This is a genomic window from Catenuloplanes indicus, assembly GCF_030813715.1.
Classification (GTDB): Bacteria; Actinomycetota; Actinomycetes; order Mycobacteriales; family Micromonosporaceae; genus Catenuloplanes; species Catenuloplanes indicus.
Window position 1 is genome coordinate 5,589,263 of record NZ_JAUSUZ010000001.1, and the last position, 15,753, is coordinate 5,605,015.

The 15,753-nt window shown below is 71.8% G+C and carries 15 protein-coding genes and 1 tRNA gene; 12 read left to right on the plus strand and 4 right to left on the minus strand.

The genetic code is table 11. The annotated features are described in order from the left end of the window. Window position 1: 1 nt before the first annotated feature. Window positions 2-1,288, minus strand: coding sequence for a hypothetical protein (locus tag J2S42_RS25295; RefSeq protein ID WP_307242932.1), 1,287 nt, complete (start codon window positions 1,286-1,288; stop codon window positions 2-4). A 141-nt stretch (window positions 1,289-1,429) separates the two neighbouring features. Between J2S42_RS25295 and J2S42_RS25300 the strand changes: the two genes are divergently transcribed. Together J2S42_RS25300 and J2S42_RS25305 are read left to right on the plus strand one after the other, a co-directional pair. Further along, entirely contained in the window at window positions 1,430-3,442 is a 2,013-nt protein-coding gene (locus J2S42_RS25300) for a PAS domain S-box protein (protein WP_307242934.1), read from the plus strand. Window positions 3,443-3,512: 70 nt separating this feature from the next. Further along, window positions 3,513-4,355 (plus strand): TatD family hydrolase, encoded by an 843-nt coding sequence (locus tag J2S42_RS25305; protein ID WP_307249011.1) that lies wholly within the window; start codon window positions 3,513-3,515, stop codon window positions 4,353-4,355. A gap of 7 nt (window positions 4,356-4,362) precedes the next feature. Here the strand turns inward: J2S42_RS25305 and J2S42_RS25310 are convergent, their stop codons facing one another. Next, window positions 4,363-4,632 (minus strand): hypothetical protein, encoded by a 270-nt coding sequence (locus J2S42_RS25310; RefSeq protein ID WP_307242936.1) that lies wholly within the window; start codon window positions 4,630-4,632, stop codon window positions 4,363-4,365. Next, complete coding sequence (locus J2S42_RS25315; protein WP_306835280.1) at window positions 4,626-4,748, minus strand: hypothetical protein; 123 nt, start codon at window positions 4,746-4,748, stop codon at window positions 4,626-4,628. Before J2S42_RS25315 ends, J2S42_RS25310 begins: the two co-directional genes overlap by 7 nt. Before the next feature lie 495 nt (window positions 4,749-5,243). Between J2S42_RS25315 and J2S42_RS25320 the strand changes: the two genes are divergently transcribed. The 7 genes from J2S42_RS25320 to J2S42_RS25350 all read left to right on the plus strand — a co-directional run bounded on the left by J2S42_RS25320 (window position 5,244) and on the right by J2S42_RS25350 (window position 11,395). Beyond that, window positions 5,244-6,131, plus strand: a complete 888-nt coding sequence (locus tag J2S42_RS25320; RefSeq protein WP_307242937.1) for a helix-turn-helix domain-containing protein — start codon at window positions 5,244-5,246, stop codon at window positions 6,129-6,131. Beyond that, a complete protein-coding gene (locus tag J2S42_RS25325; RefSeq protein WP_307249013.1) occupies window positions 6,127-6,312 on the plus strand; it encodes a DUF397 domain-containing protein in 186 nt (61 codons plus the stop codon). Before J2S42_RS25320 ends, J2S42_RS25325 begins: the two co-directional genes overlap by 5 nt. Before the next feature lie 104 nt (window positions 6,313-6,416). Continuing rightward, window positions 6,417-7,262, plus strand: coding sequence for a 16S rRNA (adenine(1518)-N(6)/adenine(1519)-N(6))-dimethyltransferase RsmA (gene rsmA / locus J2S42_RS25330; protein ID WP_307242938.1), 846 nt, complete (start codon window positions 6,417-6,419; stop codon window positions 7,260-7,262). A 171-nt stretch (window positions 7,263-7,433) separates the two neighbouring features. Continuing rightward, the gene (locus J2S42_RS25335) at window positions 7,434-8,384 is read left to right on the plus strand and encodes a 4-(cytidine 5'-diphospho)-2-C-methyl-D-erythritol kinase (RefSeq protein ID WP_307242940.1); all 951 of its coding nucleotides are present in this window, start codon (window positions 7,434-7,436) and stop codon (window positions 8,382-8,384) included. A 17-nt stretch (window positions 8,385-8,401) separates the two neighbouring features. Then, window positions 8,402-10,198, plus strand: coding sequence for an ABC-F family ATP-binding cassette domain-containing protein (locus J2S42_RS25340; RefSeq protein ID WP_307242942.1), 1,797 nt, complete (start codon window positions 8,402-8,404; stop codon window positions 10,196-10,198). A gap of 119 nt (window positions 10,199-10,317) precedes the next feature. Then, entirely contained in the window at window positions 10,318-10,761 is a 444-nt protein-coding gene (locus J2S42_RS25345) for a DUF4383 domain-containing protein (RefSeq protein WP_307242944.1), read from the plus strand. Window positions 10,762-10,921: 160 nt separating this feature from the next. Further along, the gene (locus J2S42_RS25350; RefSeq protein WP_307242946.1) at window positions 10,922-11,395 is read left to right on the plus strand and encodes a DUF4383 domain-containing protein; all 474 of its coding nucleotides are present in this window, start codon (window positions 10,922-10,924) and stop codon (window positions 11,393-11,395) included. A gap of 620 nt (window positions 11,396-12,015) precedes the next feature. On the opposite strand, the gene J2S42_RS25355 is transcribed toward J2S42_RS25350, so the two are convergent. Then, window positions 12,016-12,696, minus strand: coding sequence for a TetR family transcriptional regulator (locus J2S42_RS25355; RefSeq protein ID WP_370879248.1), 681 nt, complete (start codon window positions 12,694-12,696; stop codon window positions 12,016-12,018). A 105-nt stretch (window positions 12,697-12,801) separates the two neighbouring features. On the opposite strand from J2S42_RS25355, the gene J2S42_RS25360 reads away from it, so the two are divergent. The 3 genes from J2S42_RS25360 (at window position 12,802) to J2S42_RS25370 (ending at window position 15,526) form a co-directional block, all read left to right on the plus strand. Then, window positions 12,802-12,873, plus strand: a tRNA-Gln gene (locus tag J2S42_RS25360). Between the two features lie 114 nt (window positions 12,874-12,987). Next, the gene (gene glmU / locus J2S42_RS25365; protein WP_307242947.1) at window positions 12,988-14,466 is read left to right on the plus strand and encodes a bifunctional UDP-N-acetylglucosamine diphosphorylase/glucosamine-1-phosphate N-acetyltransferase GlmU; all 1,479 of its coding nucleotides are present in this window, start codon (window positions 12,988-12,990) and stop codon (window positions 14,464-14,466) included. Window positions 14,467-14,545: 79 nt separating this feature from the next. Then, a complete protein-coding gene (locus tag J2S42_RS25370; RefSeq protein WP_307242949.1) occupies window positions 14,546-15,526 on the plus strand; it encodes a ribose-phosphate diphosphokinase in 981 nt (326 codons plus the stop codon). The last annotated feature ends 227 nt before the right edge of the window (window positions 15,527-15,753 follow it).

Below are 15,753 nucleotides of genomic sequence, written 5' to 3' on the forward strand. Positions count from 1 at the left end.
ATCACGCCGGCGGGTAGGGCACGGTCACGGTCTCGTGGTCGGACAGCTCGCCCGCCGGCGCCCACACCTCGTAGACGCCGCGCTCGTAGCACTGCGCGCCGAGCCGGGCGATCGCGTCCGCGTCCGGCCGGGCCAGCCGCAGCCGGGTCCACCCGGAGTCGGTGTGCAGCACCTGGCAGAGCACGCCGCGCCAGCGGCCGAACGCGGCACGCCGGCTGACGTTCTCCACCGGGTACCGCGCGGCGCGCGTCATGGCCAGCACCCGGAAGCCGCCGGGCAGGTCCGCGACCGCCTCGTACTCGCGCTCGCCGTACGTACCGACCAGGATCGTGGACCGCACGGCGTCGCCGACCGGCAGGTACTCCTGGTCCGGCGGGATCTCCGGGATGCCGGTGACCAGGTGCCGCCACTGCGGCCCGACCATCCGCAGCCAGCCGCGCTGCTCCGGCTGATAGGTGTAGAGCACCACCTCGGTGCCGTCCGAGGTGTACGCGATCAGCGCCGCGTTCGCCGGCATCGGCAGGTCGGCCATGTCCCGCGTGACGAACTCCGGGATCAGGTGCCGCTCGCTGGGCGTGAACCCGGTGCCGAGGACCGGCGCGCCGACCCGGTCGTGCGGCGGCACCTCGCGCAGCCCGCTCTGCTCGGCACCGGCCGGGATCTCGTAGTCGTCCGGCGAACTTGCCCGCCAGCGCAGCGCGTAGACCACCTCCGGCACGCCGCGGCCGGCCTCGCCGTCCGTGCGCAGCAGCATCAGGTCGGCCGGCGTGCGCAGGTGGGCGACGTCGTACTCCCGGTAGCAGAAGCCGTAGGGCAGCCAGCCGCGCAGGTAACCGGCGATCTGGCCGGCGGACAGCGCCTTGATCATGCGGGTGCCGCGCCGGATCGACGCGGTGCGCCGGATGCCGGCCAGCATCGGATCGTCCCGGTACGCCGGGTTCTGTGCTGCCTTGTGTACATCCGTCCAGCGGATGCCGCGGGACAGTGGCACCATCAGCGGCGCGTCCAGCGGGTCCTCCGGCGTGCCGTCGCCGAGCACACCGAGCCCCGGCTGCGCGTGACCGCCGACGCTGACGCCCTCCACCTCGGAGGCGTGCACGAACCGGTGGAACGGCGCCGGCGCACCGGCGCGCGACACCCGGCGGAAGCCGTCCTCCTCCACCGTGCTGAACAGCTCGAACGCGGCACCACGGGCGATCTGCTCGGCCGGGTGGAGGGTGCCCTTGACGGTGACGCGCAGGCCCGTCGGCGCGTCGTTCACGTTACGAGCCTCGGGAAACACGCTCACCTGCCGCAACCTACTTTCGCATGGTAGACGGCCAGTGAACGTAAGGTGACGCGAGCAAGGTTCCTCATTCCGCCTCCGGAGCGGCTCTGACCAGCGGATAGTGTTTTCATGGAGACCGCGGCGCGAATCAGACACGATGCGTTGACCGACCTCACGTCCGCGCTGACGGCCGCTTGCACGCGCGCGGAATCGGTGCTCGAGGTCGCCACCGAGGCCGCCGCCCGGATCGTCGGGGACGGCGGTGGCATCCGGCTGGTCCGGGAGGACGGGCGGTTCGGCCCGATGATCACACACCACCGCACGCACGACGGCCCGGAGATGCTGGGCGAGTTCCTCTGCGGCTTCAGCGACCGGGTCGACCAGGGGCACCTGAACCGGCTGCGGGCCGGCGCCACCATCGTCTTCAGCTCCATGGACCAGCAGGAGTTCCAGAAGCTCGCGCCGCCGCAGCACTGGACGAATCTGGCCGGCGCGCGGATCTCGGCCGTGCTCGCCTGCCCGCTGATCAGCGACGGCGCGTTCCTCGGCTACCTGGCGCTGGCCCGGACCACGGAGGGCGCCACGTACACGGACCCGGACGTGGAGACAGCCCGGGCGATCGCGGAGCACACCGCGGCCGCGCTGCACACCGCCCGGTCGGTCGAGGCGCTACGGGCGTCCGAGGACCGCTACCGGAACATCGTCGAGACGACACTGGACGGCGTCTGGCAGTTCGACCGCGAGGGCGTGACCACGTTCGCGAACGCGCAGATGGCCCGCATGCTCGGGATCTCCCGGGAGGAGCTGCTCGGGCTGTCGGTCCGCGGCTTCCTGGACAACAAGGGGCAGCAGCGGCTCGCCAAGCGGCTGGCCGAACGGCAGCAGGGGCGCTCCGAGGTGTACGAGTGCCGGCTGATCCGCGCCGACGGCAGCGCGCTCTGGGTGCAGATGTCCGCCGCGCCGCTGCTCGGCCCGGACGGCGAGATCATCGGCTCGCTCGCGTTGGTCAGCGACATCACCGAGCGGATCGCCGCGCGGGACATGCAGCGCCAGCTCGACCAGCTGCGCCGGGTGGACAGCCTGGGCCAGCTGGCCGGCGGCATCGCGCACGACTTCAACAACCTGCTGACCGTGATCGCCGGCTCCGCGGAGGTGCTGGCCTCGGACGCGGAACCCGGCTCGGACGTCGAGGCGATGGCCCAGTCGATCATGCGGGCCGCGGCCAGCGGCGCCGCGCTCACCCACCAGCTGCTGGCGTTCGGCCGGCGCAGCCCTACCGCGCACACGGTTTCCGTGCCGGAGCTGCTGGACGGCGCACGCGACCTGCTGACCCGTGCGCTGGGCGAGCACATCGACCTGCGCTTCAAGATCGACGATGACCTGTGGGTGGTGCAGGCCGACCGCGGCGAGCTGGAGCAGGCGCTGGCGAACCTGGCGGTCAACGCGCGGGACGCGATGGGCAGCGGCGGCCGGCTGACCATCGAGGCGCACAACACCATGATCGACCCGGGCGGGCTGGAGGACGAGGCCGCGTCCGGCCGGTTCGTGGTGCTGGCGGTCTCGGACACCGGCAGCGGCATGGACTCCGAGACCCGGTCGCACGCGTTCGAGCCGTTCTTCACCACCAAGAAGGCGCGCGGCGCGGCCGGCCTGGGCCTGGCCACGGTCTACGGCATCGTGCACAACAGCGGCGGGCACATCCGGCTCGTCTCCGACCCGGGCATCGGCACCACCGTGAAGATCTTCCTGCCGGCCAAGGAGGCGACCGAGGAGCCGCCGGTCCTGCCGGTGGAGAACCTGCGCGGCCAGGGGCACGTGCTGGTAGTCGAGGACCAGCCGGAGCTGGCGCAGCTGGTGCGCTACCTGCTGCAGCCGGCCGGCTACACGGTCACGGTCGCCACCGATCCGGCCTCGGCCGTCTCCCACCTGCACGCGGGCGCGCGGCCGGACCTGCTGCTGACCGACGTGGTGATGCCCGGCATGACCGGGTCGGAGCTGGCCAAGGAGATGCGCGCGCACTACCCCGACCTGCGGGTGCTGTTCATGTCCGGCTACACGGCCGGTGTGCTGAACCCGCGCGGGCACCTGGACGAGAACAGCACGCTGATCCAGAAGCCGTTCAACCGGGAGAGCCTGCTCACCGCCGTCGCGAAGGCGCTCGGCACCCGCCGGTGACCGGGGTGGCGTCGCGCGCTGGATAACCTTGGCATTCGTGAGTTCCCGTGAGAAGACCAGTCCGCGCCGGATGGGCGAGTTCCCGGCCGCGCCGGACGCACTGCCGGTGCCGGTGATCGACAGCCACACGCACCTGGACATCACGGTGCACGAGGCCGGCGTGCCCGGCGATGCCACGGACGACCCGGTGCAGCGGCTGGTGGACGCCGCCGCCGCGGCCGGCGTGGACCGGCTGGTGCAGGTCGGCGTGGACGTGGCGTCCTCGCGGTGGAGCGCGGAGCTGGCCGCGACGCACCCGTCCGTGCTGGCCGCGGTCGCGCTGCACCCGAACGACGCGCCCCGGCTCGGCGACCGGCTGGACGAGGCGCTGCGGGAGATCGAGGCGCTGGCCGCGCACGACCGGGTGCGGGCGATCGGCGAGACCGGGCTGGACACGTTCCGCACCGGGGAGGACGGGCGGGCCGCGCAGGAGGAGAGCTTCCGCGCGCACATCGGCTTCGCCAAGCGGTACGGCAAGGCGCTGATGATCCACGACCGGGACGCGCACGCGGACGTGCTGCGCGTGCTGGACGCCGAGGGCGCGCCGGACACCGTGGTGCTGCACTGCTTCTCCGGCGACGCGGAGTTCGCGGCCGAGTGCGTGCGGCGCGGGTACCTGCTCAGCTTCGCCGGGACCGTGACGTTCAAGAGCGCGGAGCACCTGCGCGCGGCGGCCCGGATCACGCCGCCGGAGCACCTGCTGGTGGAGACGGACGCGCCGTACCTGACGCCGGCCCCGTTCCGCGGCCGGCCGAACGCGTCCTACCTGATCCCGCTGACCATGCGCGCGCTGGCCGAGACCACCGGCCGTGACCTGGCCGAGTTGTGCGCCGCGGTCTCCGCGAACGGCGAGCGCGCGTTCGGCGGCTGGTGACGCGCGGTCACCGGAACGCGGCCGGATACCGGGCCTGGGGGACGGACCGGGCGCGCACGTACAGCTCGCGCTGCGCGCCCGGGTCGGACGGCGCCCGCCGGCACCAGGCCCGGATGTGCCACCACGGCTCGTTGTCGAAGTGCACCACGTCCACCACGAACGACACGGTTGCGATCAGCGCGCCCACGCCGAACCGGTAGTCCGGCTCGCGCAGGTGCAGCGTCTCGCCGACGACCGGCTCGGCCGGTGCCGGGCGGCGGGCCGGCGGGCTCACCACGCCGCCCGCCCCGGACGCCGGGTACGGCACCAGCCCAGGAAGCGCGCACCGGCCCGCGCGCACTCGGCGGCCGGCCGGTCCCGCGCGAACCGGTGCAGGTACGTCGCCATCAGCATGGCGAGCCCCACCCGGTCGCGGCGATAGTCGCGCAGAGCGGTCCTTTTGTACGATTCGCACGGCCATTCGGACCGGCAGCGGGCGCACTGCCAGCCTGAATCCGGAATGTGCCGGACACCCGGAGGGCCGGCGTCGGAGGACCTGGTCTGAAATTCATTCATCTTGTCCGCCCAGACAGGTGACGGCGTGCCGAGAATAGGACCCGCGCCGGACCCCGGGAGCGTGAATGGCGGCATCTTCGCCCGTACGGCACCGTGTTACCTCCCGGACTGACTCGAACGGGGCGGCATCGCCTCCCCGTCGTGTGCCGCCCGGCCGCGGCAGTGGACGTCGAGGGCCCGGGAACCGGGCCGCGCCGTCCAATCATTTGGGCAAAGCACCGCCGGTGCAATATTCCGTGGCCGGAAATCGTCCCGCGCCATTGACTTTCGCCTTGATCGGTCGGTAGGCATTCCATGACGGAAGCCAGAGCATTCCCTGAGCGGAGGAAGCCCGTGGACGCCGAGCCGGGATCGACGGTCCCACGCCGCCAGCTGGGCCGATACCTACGCCGCCTGCGTGAGCAGGCCGGTGTCACGGTGAAGGCCGCCGCCGCGGAGCTGGAGTGCTCAATCCAGAAGCTGTGGCGGATCGAGAAGGGCGCGGTGCCGGTCCGGGGCGCCGACGTGAAGGTGCTCTGCCAGCGCTACGGCGCGTCCGAGGAGATGACGCAGGCGTTGGTCGCGCTGGCCAAGGAGACGAAGGCCAAGGGCTGGTGGCACTCGTACGGCGACGTGGTGCCGCGCTGGTTCGAGGTGTACGTCGGCATGGAGGCGGCCGCGTCCCGGCTGCGGATGTACGAGCCGTCCCTGGTCCCCGGCCTGCTTCAGTCCAGGGACTACGCGGACGCGGCGATCCGGGCCGACCAGCCCGGCATGGGTGACGAGGAGCGCCGCCGCCGGGTCGACCTGCGCCGCGAGCGGCAGGAGCTGCTGGCCCGGTCGTTCCCGGAGCCGCCGGCGCTGGAGGCGATCGTCTGCGAGACGGTGCTGCGCCGCGACCCGGGCCCGCCCGGCGTGATGGCCCGGCAGCTGGCGTATCTGCAGAAGGCGGGCGAACAGCCACATATATCGATACGGATCCTGCCGCTCGCGATCGGGTTGCATCGCGCGTCGGTGGCCGGCGCTTTCACGATTTTGGAATTTCCATCCGAGGGAAATGAGCGTAGGGAACCTCCAACGGTCTACAGCGAATCACTCACAGGGGCGATCTATCTCGACAAATCCCAAGAGATCGAGGCCTATGAAGAAGTTTGGGTTAGCCTTGCGGCGTCGGCGCTGAGCGAGGGTGATTCAGCGGCCATGATCGCAAGCCTGATAAAGGAGTTGAATCGCAGTGATTGACTCGTCGGGCGCCCTCTGGCGCAAGTCCAGCCGAAGTGGCGCCAACCAATGCATCGAGGTCGCGGACAATCTCGGTGCGGTCGTCGCGGTCCGTGACTCCAAGGACCCGGCCGGCCCGGTACTGGCCTTCTCGCCCGGTTCGTGGCGCGCCTTCACCACCGGCCTCAAGCACGCCCGCTAGCTCCTCCCTGGGCCGCCTCGCTCCCGAGGCGGCCCAGAGCCTGTGTCGACGTGGGATGCCGAGCTACGGCCCCCAATTCGATACAGGCTCTAGGATCGCACGTCATGGACGGACTACTCGGGCCCGCGGAGATCCGCGAGCTGGCGGCCAGCCTCGGCGTGGCGCCCACCAAGCGGCTCGGGCAGAACTTCGTCCACGACCCCAACACGGTACGGCGCATCGTGGCCGCGGCCGAGCTGACGCCGGACGACGTGGCGCTGGAGGTCGGCCCCGGCCTCGGCTCGCTCACGCTCGGCCTGCTCGGCGCCGTCCGGCACGTGCACGCCGTGGAGATCGACCCGGTGCTCGCCGCCCGCCTGCCGCGCACGGCCGCGGAGCGGCTGCCGGACCGGGCGGACCGGCTCACCGTGCACCTCCTGGACGCGCTCAAGGTCACCGTGCTGCCCGAGCCGGCGCCGACCGCGCTGGTCGCGAACCTGCCGTACAACGTGGCGGTCCCGGTCGTGCTGCACCTGCTGGCCACGCTGCCCAGCCTGCGCACCGGCCTGGTGATGGTGCAGAAGGAAGTCGCGGACCGGCTGGTCGCGGCGCCCGGCTCCAAGATCTACGGCGTTCCGTCGGTGAAGCTCGCCTGGTACGGCCCGTCCCGGCCGGCCGGCAAGGTGCCGCCGAACGTGTTCTGGCCGGTGCCGAACGTGGACTCCGGACTGGTCGCGTTCAGCCGCCGGAAGCCGCCACGCGACGGCGTACCGCGGGAGAAGGTCTTCGCCGTGGTGGACGCGGCGTTCGCGCAGCGGCGCAAGACGCTGCGCGCCGCGCTGGCCGGCTGGGCCGGCGGGCCGGACCTGGCGGAGAAGGCGCTGCTCGCCGCCGGGATCGACCCGCGCACCCGGGGCGAGCAGCTGGACGTCGAACAGTTCATCGCGATCGCGGCCGCAGCGGGTTCCTGAGGCTCCCCGCCGGTGCGCCGGCCGGGCCCCGGCGACGCCCGCACGCCGACACGGAGCCGCATGCCGGATCGGCTTGCCGGTAGAGTTGCGCCGAGCTGAGCGGACGAGGAGGTGGGCGGCCATGATCGACACGGCCGGTAGGAGCGCCGTCCCGGGCCGGGGCGCCGCGCGGTGACGGAGGCCTGGAGGCCGGAGGACGACCGTCCGCGCTCGGCGATGACCGGGCCGGTGCGGGTCCGCGTCCCCTCGAAGATCAACCTGCACCTGGGCGTCGGGCCGCTGCGCGACGACGGCTTCCACGAGCTGAACACGGTGTACCAGGCGATTTCGCTCTACGACGAGCTGACCGCGCGGCGCGGCGACACGCTGAGCCTGACCATGGAGGGCGAGGGCACCGGCTCGCTCGCGCTGGACGGCACCAACCTGATCATCCGCGCGGTGCAGGCGCTGGCCGACTACGCCCGCGTCCCCGCGCACGCCCGGCTGCACCTGAGAAAGCAGATCCCGCTCGCCGCCGGCCTGGCCGGCGGCAGCGCGGACGCGGCCGCCGCGCTGGTCGCCTGCGACGCGCTCTGGGGCATCGGGCTCTCCCGCGACCAGCTGGCCGAGGTCGCGGCCACGCTCGGCTCGGACGTGCCGTTCCTGATCTACGGCGGCACCGCGCTGGGCACCGGCCACGGCGAGACGATCAGCCCGGTGCTGGTCCGCCCGCACTCCTGGCACTGGGTGGTCGCGGTCGCGGACGGTGGCCTGTCCACCCCGGAGGTCTACCGGGAGCTGGACCGGCTGCGCGCCGAGCCGGACGGTCCCGCGCCGCTCGGCACCGCGGACGCGCTGCTGGCCGCGCTCCGGCAGAAGGACCCGGCGGTGCTGGCCGCCGCGCTCGGCAACGACCTGCAGGCGGCCGCGCTCTCGCTGCGGCCGGGCCTGGCCGGTCTGATGAAGGCCGGTCTCGCCGCGGGCGCCTGTGCCAGCCTGGTCTCCGGTTCCGGCCCGACCGTGCTGTTCCTCGCCCGCGACGCCGCGCACGCGGAAGCGCTCACCACGGAGATCGAGGCGTCCGGCCTCTGCCGTGCCGCCGGCACCGCGCACGGTCCCGTGCCCGGTGCCCGCATCCTGTAACAAGCATCTGGGGAGTCATGGCGAACCTGGTCAATCTCGACCGCGTCTCGAAGGGCTACGGCGCCGTCGGCGCGCTGCTCACGAACGTGTCGCTCGGCCTGGAGGACACCGACCGGGTCGGCGTGGTCGGCCTCAACGGGGCCGGCAAGAGCACGCTGCTGCGCATGCTGACCAAGCAGGAGGAACCGGACGAGGGCCGCGTCACGCACCGCCGTGACCTGCGCGTCGCCCAGCTGCCGCAGTCGCTGACGCTGCACGGCGACGCGACGGTGCGGGACGTGGTGCTCGGCACCGCCTGGCTCGACGAGGGCTTCGGCGCGGAGCACGAGTGGGCCGGCGACGCCGGTGTGCGCGCGGTGCTGGACGGGCTCGGCATGGGTCACCTCGGACTGGACGCGCCGGTCGGCCCGATGTCCGGTGGCGAGCGCCGCCGGGTGGCGCTGGCCGCGCTGCTGATCCGCGAGTCCGACCTGCTGATCCTGGACGAGCCGACAAACCACCTGGACGTGGCCGGCGTCAACTGGCTGGCCGCGCATCTGCTCAAGCGGCGCGGCGCGCTCGTCGTGGTCACCCACGACCGCTGGTTCCTGGACGAGGTCTGCACCGCCACCTGGGAGGTCGCGGACCAGACCGTGCGTGCGTACGAGGGCGGCTACGCGGCCTGGACGCTGGCCCGGGCCGAGCGCGAGCGGGTCGCGGCCGCGGTCGAGGCACGCCGGCAGAACCTGCTGCGCAAGGAGATCGCCTGGCTGCGCCGCGGGCCGCCCGCGCGTACCTCAAAGCCCCAGTTCCGGATCGACGCGGCGAACGCGCTGATCGCGGACGTGCCGCCGGCCCGCGACTCGGTGTCGCTGACCCGGCTGGCCACGTCGCGGCTCGGCAAGCAGGTCTACGACCTGGAGGACGTGACGCTGCACGCCGGGCCGAAGGAGATCCTCTCCGACGTGACGTGGCGGATCGGCCCGGGCGACCGGATCGCGCTGCTCGGCGCGAACGGCGCCGGCAAGACCACGCTGCTGCGCCTGCTCGCCGGCATCACGCAGCCCGACGCCGGCGTCTTCCGCCGCGGCCAGACCGTGAAGGCCGCGTTCCTCTCCCAGGAGCTGCACGAGCTGCCCGGACACCTGCGGCTGCTGGAGGCGGTGGAGGAGGTGGCCCGCCGGGTCCAGCTCGGCGACCGGGAGCTGTCCGCGTCCCAGCTGGCCGAGGTGTTCGGCTTCACCGACAAGCGCCTCTGGACGCCGGTCTCCGACCTCTCCGGTGGCGAGCGGCGGCGGCTGCAGCTGCTGCGCCTGCTGGCCGCCGAGCCGAACCTGTTGCTGCTCGACGAGCCGACGAACGACCTGGACACGGACACGCTGGCCTCGCTGGAGGACCTGCTGGACACCTGGCCGGGCACGCTGATCGTGGCCAGCCACGACCGCTACCTGGTCGAGCGGGTCACCGACACGGTTTACGGGCTGCTCGGCGACGGGCAGATCACCCACCTGGTCGGCGGGATCGACGAGTACCTGACCCGGATCGGCGGGACGCCCACCACGCCGACCGCCACCACGAAGGCTGATAAGTCCGATAAATCGGACGCGCTTTCGGCGGCCGACGTGCGGGCGGGCAGGAAGGAGCTCGGCAAGCTCGAGCGCGCGGTGTCGAAGCTGGAGCAGAAGGAGGCGAAACTGCACGAGCAGCTCGCCGCCAACGCCACCGACTACGGCAAGGTCGCGGAGCTGGACGCACAGCTCAAGGCGGTGCAGGCGGAGCGCGCCGAGGCCGAGGAGGCCTGGCTCGAACTCGCCGACCGGCTCGGTGACGGGTAGTGAGGTGTGCCGCGTCCCGCCGGGCTGCGGAGGCGCGGCCCGAGCGGATACGTCACAATCTCCGTTCGGATGATCGCGGCGTGCGACCGGCGTGCGCCCCACTTGGAGGTTGAGGACCGATGGCGTCGCACATGCCCGTCAACCACCCGCTGCGGCCGATCTACCGCATCGTCGGTGGTCTGAGCGGGCTCTACATGATCGTGTTCGGTGTGCTGGGCGCGATCCAGACCGGCGGCGAGTCGCCGCTCGGCATCGGCGTCGGCGAGGTGCTCGGCCAGGGCACGAACCTGGCAAACTCGCTCCTCTCCATCGTGATCGGCGCGCTGGTCGTGCTCGGCACCGTGATCGGCCGGAACGCGGACACGCTCGCCTACACGTACCTCGGCTGGGCGATGCTGGTCATCGGCATGCTGTTCCTGGCGGTCATCCGGACCGACGCGAACGTGCTGAACCACAGCATCATCACCACGATCGTGTGGTTCGTGGTCGGCACGCTGCTGATCACGGCCGGCCTCTACTCGCGCAGCGCCCCGGCGAACCGTTCCGTCGCCACCACGCACTAGTACGTTCCCCCGCTCCGCCGCCGCCCAGGGTGCCCCGCACTCTGGGCGGTTTCGTGCATATGCGCAGGTGCGGTGGGGAAGGATGGAGTGCAGGTGTGGTCCCGCGGACGGTGGGAACACCGGTTCCATGGCCGACGAGCGCGCTAGGAAGGTGGGCGACATGGCTCACATCCCGATCAATCACCCCCTGCGGCCGTTCTGGCGGGCGGTCTCCGGCCTGTGCGGCGTCTTCATCCTGGCGTTCGGCATCATGGGCGTGATGGCGTCCGCCGGCGAGGAGTTCTTCTCCCGGGAGAGCATCTGGGCGCTCTGGCTGAAGACCAACATGGCGTTCTCGCTGCTCTCCATCCTGCTCGGGGCGATCCTGGTGGCCGGCTACGTGATCGGCGGCGACATCAGCCACTGGATCAACTACTACGGCAGCTGGGTGCTGCTGGCCGGCGGCCTGGCCGGCATCGCGGTGATGCGCACCGACCTCAACATCCTCAACTGGTCCATGGTCAACGCGATCGTCTCGCTGGTCCTCGGCACGCTGATCCTCACCGCCGGCCTCTACGACAAGGCCGGCCCGCCCGAGCCCGCCCGCCCCAAGGGCGCGCTCCGCCCCGGCCCCGCCACCCCGGCCAAGGGCTGACCTCCGTCACCGGCCACCGCGGCGACGACGCGACCAGCGTCGCCCCGTCGCCGTTCCTGCCGCCCCGTCGCCGTAGCTGCCGCCTCGTCGCGGCGGCCGCACCCGCCCGGCAGCGACCCGCCCGCCACCGATCGGTCGCAGGCGCTGGGCAGTCGTCCTGCAAGATCCACAGCCCGCGATCGCGCGTCCCTCCCCACCCGCCTTTGCTCTGCTTACCGGGCTCAACATTGCTCCCGCGGTATGCCCGCGGTCCACGGTTCACCCGTGCTGGCTGATCGCTCGCCACCGATAACGACGTCGGCTGCGGCGCCCGGATAAATCGGATTTATCCTGCCACGGCGCGTAGGTAAGCAGAGCAAAGCGGCGTGGGAAAGCGGGTTGGGTGGGGTGAACGTGATCAGACGGGCGAAACGGGCTTCAGGCGGGTGATCAGGCTAATGCGGCCGGGGCGTCCGGTGTGGGTGTAGCGGGGCGGCGGCCCGGGATAGCGGGCGCCGGGGAGTCGTGGGGGTGTGGTGACCGGCGGCGGGACGTGCGGGGAGGAGCGCCGGCGACGACCGGTGCCCGCTGGAGCGTGCGGGTGGTGACCACCCGGGAAGCGGGAAGATCCGGGGTTGGGCCTATCTGGCCGGGCGGGTGATCAGCGTGGGCTTGGCGTCGAGGTTGGAGAGGCCGTTCCAGGAGAGGTTGACCAGGTGGGCGGCGACCACCTCCTTGCGGGGCTTGCGGACCTCCAGCCACCAGCGGCCGACCAGGGCGACCATGCCGACCAGGGCCTGGGAGTAGAGCTCGGCGAGCTTGGGGTCGTAGCCGCGGGACTCGAACTCGTCGCCGAGAATGTGTTCGACCTGGTGGGCGACGTCGTTCATGACGCTGGAGAAGTTGCCGGACGCGGAGAGCAGCGGGGATTCGCGGGTGAGGACGCGGAAGCCGTTCGTCTCCACCTCGATGTACTCCAGGAGCGCGAGGGCGGCCTGTTCGAGCAGCTCGCGGGGGTGACCGGCGGTGAGTGCGGTGGTGATCCGGTCGAGCAGGGAGCGGACCTCGCGGTCGACGACGACGGCGTAGAGGCCCTCCTTGCCGCCGAAGTGCTCGTAGACGACCGGCTTCGAGACCTTGGCGCGCGCCGCGACCTCCTCGATCGAGGTGGCGTCGAAGCCGCGCTCGGCGAAGAGCTGGCGGCCGATCATGATGAGTTGCTCGCGGCGCTGGGCGGCGGACATGCGCACCCGGGAGCTGCCCTTGGTGGTGCGGGCGGATGCTCGGCGGGCCTCCGGGACGGGTGCGGTGTCGTCGGCCATCCGCTCATCCTGCCAGGCTCGCCGATCGTGGCGGTTCCCGGCGGGGCGGGGCAATGTCGATTCCGTACCGGTGCGGGGAGGCGCTAGGCTGACGGGGCGCTGCGATCGGCCGTGGTGTAATTGGCAACACTTCGGGTTTTGGTCCCGACATTCTAGGTTCGAGTCCTAGCGGCCGAGCTCTCCCACGATCGAGACCGCCGTCCGATTCGCGACTGGGGGTTCCCCGGCCCGATCGCCCCTTCTGGCCTAGCATGGGGCCGCACCCCGCTACCGCCTGAATCGGAGCATCTCGTGAGCCAGGCCCGGCCCCGCACCGTCATCGTCCTCGCCGCCGGTGAGGGCAAGCGGATGAAGTCAAGCCTCCCCAAGGTCCTGCACCCGCTGCTCGGCCGCACGCTGGTCGGCCACGTGCTGGCCGCCGCGAGCGCCGCCGGGGCGGACCGCACGCTGGTCGTCGTCGGTCACGGCGGTGACGCGGTGCCGGAGCACCTGGCCGGGATCGCGCCGGACGCGCTGACCGTGCGCCAGGAGCAGCAGAACGGCACCGGGCATGCGGTCCGGATCGCGTTGGAGTCGCTGGACGCCGGGCTGACCGGGACCGTGGTGGTGCTCAACGGTGACGTGCCGCTGCTGCGCGGCGAGACCGTGCGCGCGCTGATCGAGGCGCACGAGACCGCGGGTGCGGCCGCCACCGTGCTGGCCGCGTCCGTGACCGACCCGACCGGGCTGGGCCGTATCGTGCGGGCCGCGGACGGCGGGCTGGAGCGGATCGTCGAGGAGCGGGACGCGTCCGCGGCCGAGCGCTTGATCGCGGAGGTGAACGCGGGCATCTACGCGTTCGACGCCGCGATCCTGCGCACCACGCTGGGCAAGCTCTCCACCGACAACGATCAGGGCGAGGAGTACCTGACGGACGTGTTCGGGCTGCTCGCCGCGGCCGGTGAGCCGGTCGGCGTGCACGTGGCCGCTGACCCGGAGGAGACGCTCGGCTGCAACGACCGGGTCGAGCTGGCCGGGCTGCGCGCGCGGCTGCGCGACCGGGTCAACACCGCGCTGATGCGGTCCGGCGTCGCGATCCTGGACCCGGCCACCACCTGGATCGACGTCACCGCGACCGTCGAGCCGGACGCGACGATCGACCAGAACACCCAGATCCGTGGTACGTCGCGGGTCGCCGCCGGTGCGACGGTAGGCCCGGACACCACGCTGATCGACACCGCCGTGGGCGCCGGCGCGACCGTGCTGCGCGCGCACGCGGTCGAGGCGGAGATCGGGGCGCGGGCCAGCGTCGGGCCGTACGCGTACCTGCGCCCGAAGTCGCGGCTGCACGAGAAGGCGAAGGTCGGCACGTTCGTCGAGACGAAGAACTCGGAGATCGGCGCGGGCAGCAAGGTGCCGCACCTGTCGTACGTGGGCGACGCCACCATCGGCGAGCAGAGCAACATCGGCGCGGCCACGGTCTTCGTCAACTACGACGGCGTCAACAAGTACCGCTCGGTGATCGGCGCGCACGCGCGGACCGGCGCGGACAACATGTTCGTGGCGCCGGTGACCGTGGGCGACGGTGCTTACACCGCGGCCGGATCGACGATCACCGAGGACGTGCCGCCGGGCGCGCTCGGCGTGTCCCGCGCGCGTCAGCGCAACATCGAGGGCTGGGTGGAGCGGCGCCGGCCGGGCACCGCGGCAGCCGAAGCCGCAGGCAGGGCGCGCGCAAGCCAGGGTGAGGCTAATAACGACGTTGCGGACCCCGATGGATCGGACAGCTGACGGGGAGATACTGCATCTGCTGGCGACGATGACGTCCGCTGGTGACACACAGACCCTCGACCCGGGGAGCGTTACGCCGATGGGCAGCATCGTCGCGGAGAACCGTAAGAGCCTGATGCTCTTCAGCGGCCGGGGTTTCCCGGAACTGGCGCAGGAGATCGGCAAGACCCTCGGGGTCGCGCCGACGCCGTCTGACTCGTACGAGTTCGCCAATGGTGAGATCTTCGTCCGCTTCAATGAGTCGGTGCGCGGCTCGGACGCGTTCGTCGTCCAGTCCGTCACCGAGGGTGTCAACCGTTGGGTCATGGAGACCCTGATCATGGTGGACGCGCTGAAGCGGGGCTCGGCCAAGCGGATCACCGTGGTCCTGCCGTTCTATCCGTACGCGCGGCAGGACAAGAAGCACCGCGGCCGGGAGCCGATCTCCGCGCGGCTGGTGGCCGACCTGCTGAAGACCGCGGGTGCGAACCGCATCCTGACCGTGGACCTGCACACCGCGCAGATCCAGGGATTCTTCGACGGTCCGGTCGACCACCTGTTCGCGATGGACACGCTGGCGTCGTACGTCGAGCAGAAGTACAAGGGCCGGCCGATGACCGTGGTCGCGCCGGACTCCGGCCGGGTGCGCGTGGCGGAGCGCTGGACGGACCGGCTGGGCGGCTGCCCGCTGGCGTTCATCCACAAGACCCGCGACCCGCTGAAGCCGAACCAGGTGGTCGCGAACCGGGTGGTCGGCGACGTCGAGGGCCGGGTCTGCCTGATCGTCGATGACATGATCGACACGGGTGGCACGATCGCGAAGGCCGCGGACATCCTGCACGACCAGGGTGCGGCGGACATCGTGGTCGCGGCCACCCACGCGCTGCTCTCCGACCCGGCCACGGAGCGGCTGAAGAACGGCCCGATCAGCGAGATCGTCATCACGAACACGCTGCCGCTGCCGCCGGAGAAGACGCTCGACAAGATCACCGTGCTGTCCATCGCGCCGCTGCTGGCGCGCGCGATCCGCGAGGTCTTCGACGACGGCTCGGTGACCACGCTGTTCGGTGGCCTTTCCTAGGCTTGGTCCGTTTTTCCCGGTGAAAACCCTCCGCCGGTTGTGGCGGATGGTGTGAACTGACTCCGGTAGGACTGTCGCCGGTCGGGCTCCCGACCGGCGACAGGGCGTTCGTGCGGACGGCGCCGGGCTGCCGGAGAGCGCGGAGCAGCGGGGGTCACGTCGGGGTGGCGAAACGCCGTGGGTAAACTGGTCAGGTTGCCACGGCGAGGGTGCCCTGCGGGCCGATG

What these genes read in the sequence shown, in the direction of transcription:
- J2S42_RS25345 (WP_307242944.1), top strand. Translation starts at nt 10,318, where the DNA reads ATGGCGTCGCACATGCCCGTCAACCACCCGCTGCGGCCGATCTACCGC.
- J2S42_RS25305 (WP_307249011.1), top strand. Translation starts at nt 3,513, where the DNA reads ATGGGCGAGTTCCCGGCCGCGCCGGACGCACTGCCGGTGCCGGTGATC.
- J2S42_RS25355 (WP_370879248.1), bottom strand. Translation starts at nt 12,696, where the DNA reads ATGGCCGACGACACCGCACCCGTCCCGGAGGCCCGCCGAGCATCCGCC.
- rsmA (WP_307242938.1), top strand. Translation starts at nt 6,417, where the DNA reads ATGGACGGACTACTCGGGCCCGCGGAGATCCGCGAGCTGGCGGCCAGC.
- J2S42_RS25315 (WP_306835280.1), bottom strand. Translation starts at nt 4,748, where the DNA reads ATGCTGATGGCGACGTACCTGCACCGGTTCGCGCGGGACCGGCCGGCC.
- J2S42_RS25340 (WP_307242942.1), top strand. Translation starts at nt 8,402, where the DNA reads ATGGCGAACCTGGTCAATCTCGACCGCGTCTCGAAGGGCTACGGCGCC.
- J2S42_RS25350 (WP_307242946.1), top strand. Translation starts at nt 10,922, where the DNA reads ATGGCTCACATCCCGATCAATCACCCCCTGCGGCCGTTCTGGCGGGCG.
- J2S42_RS25370 (WP_307242949.1), top strand. Translation starts at nt 14,546, where the DNA reads ATGGGCAGCATCGTCGCGGAGAACCGTAAGAGCCTGATGCTCTTCAGC.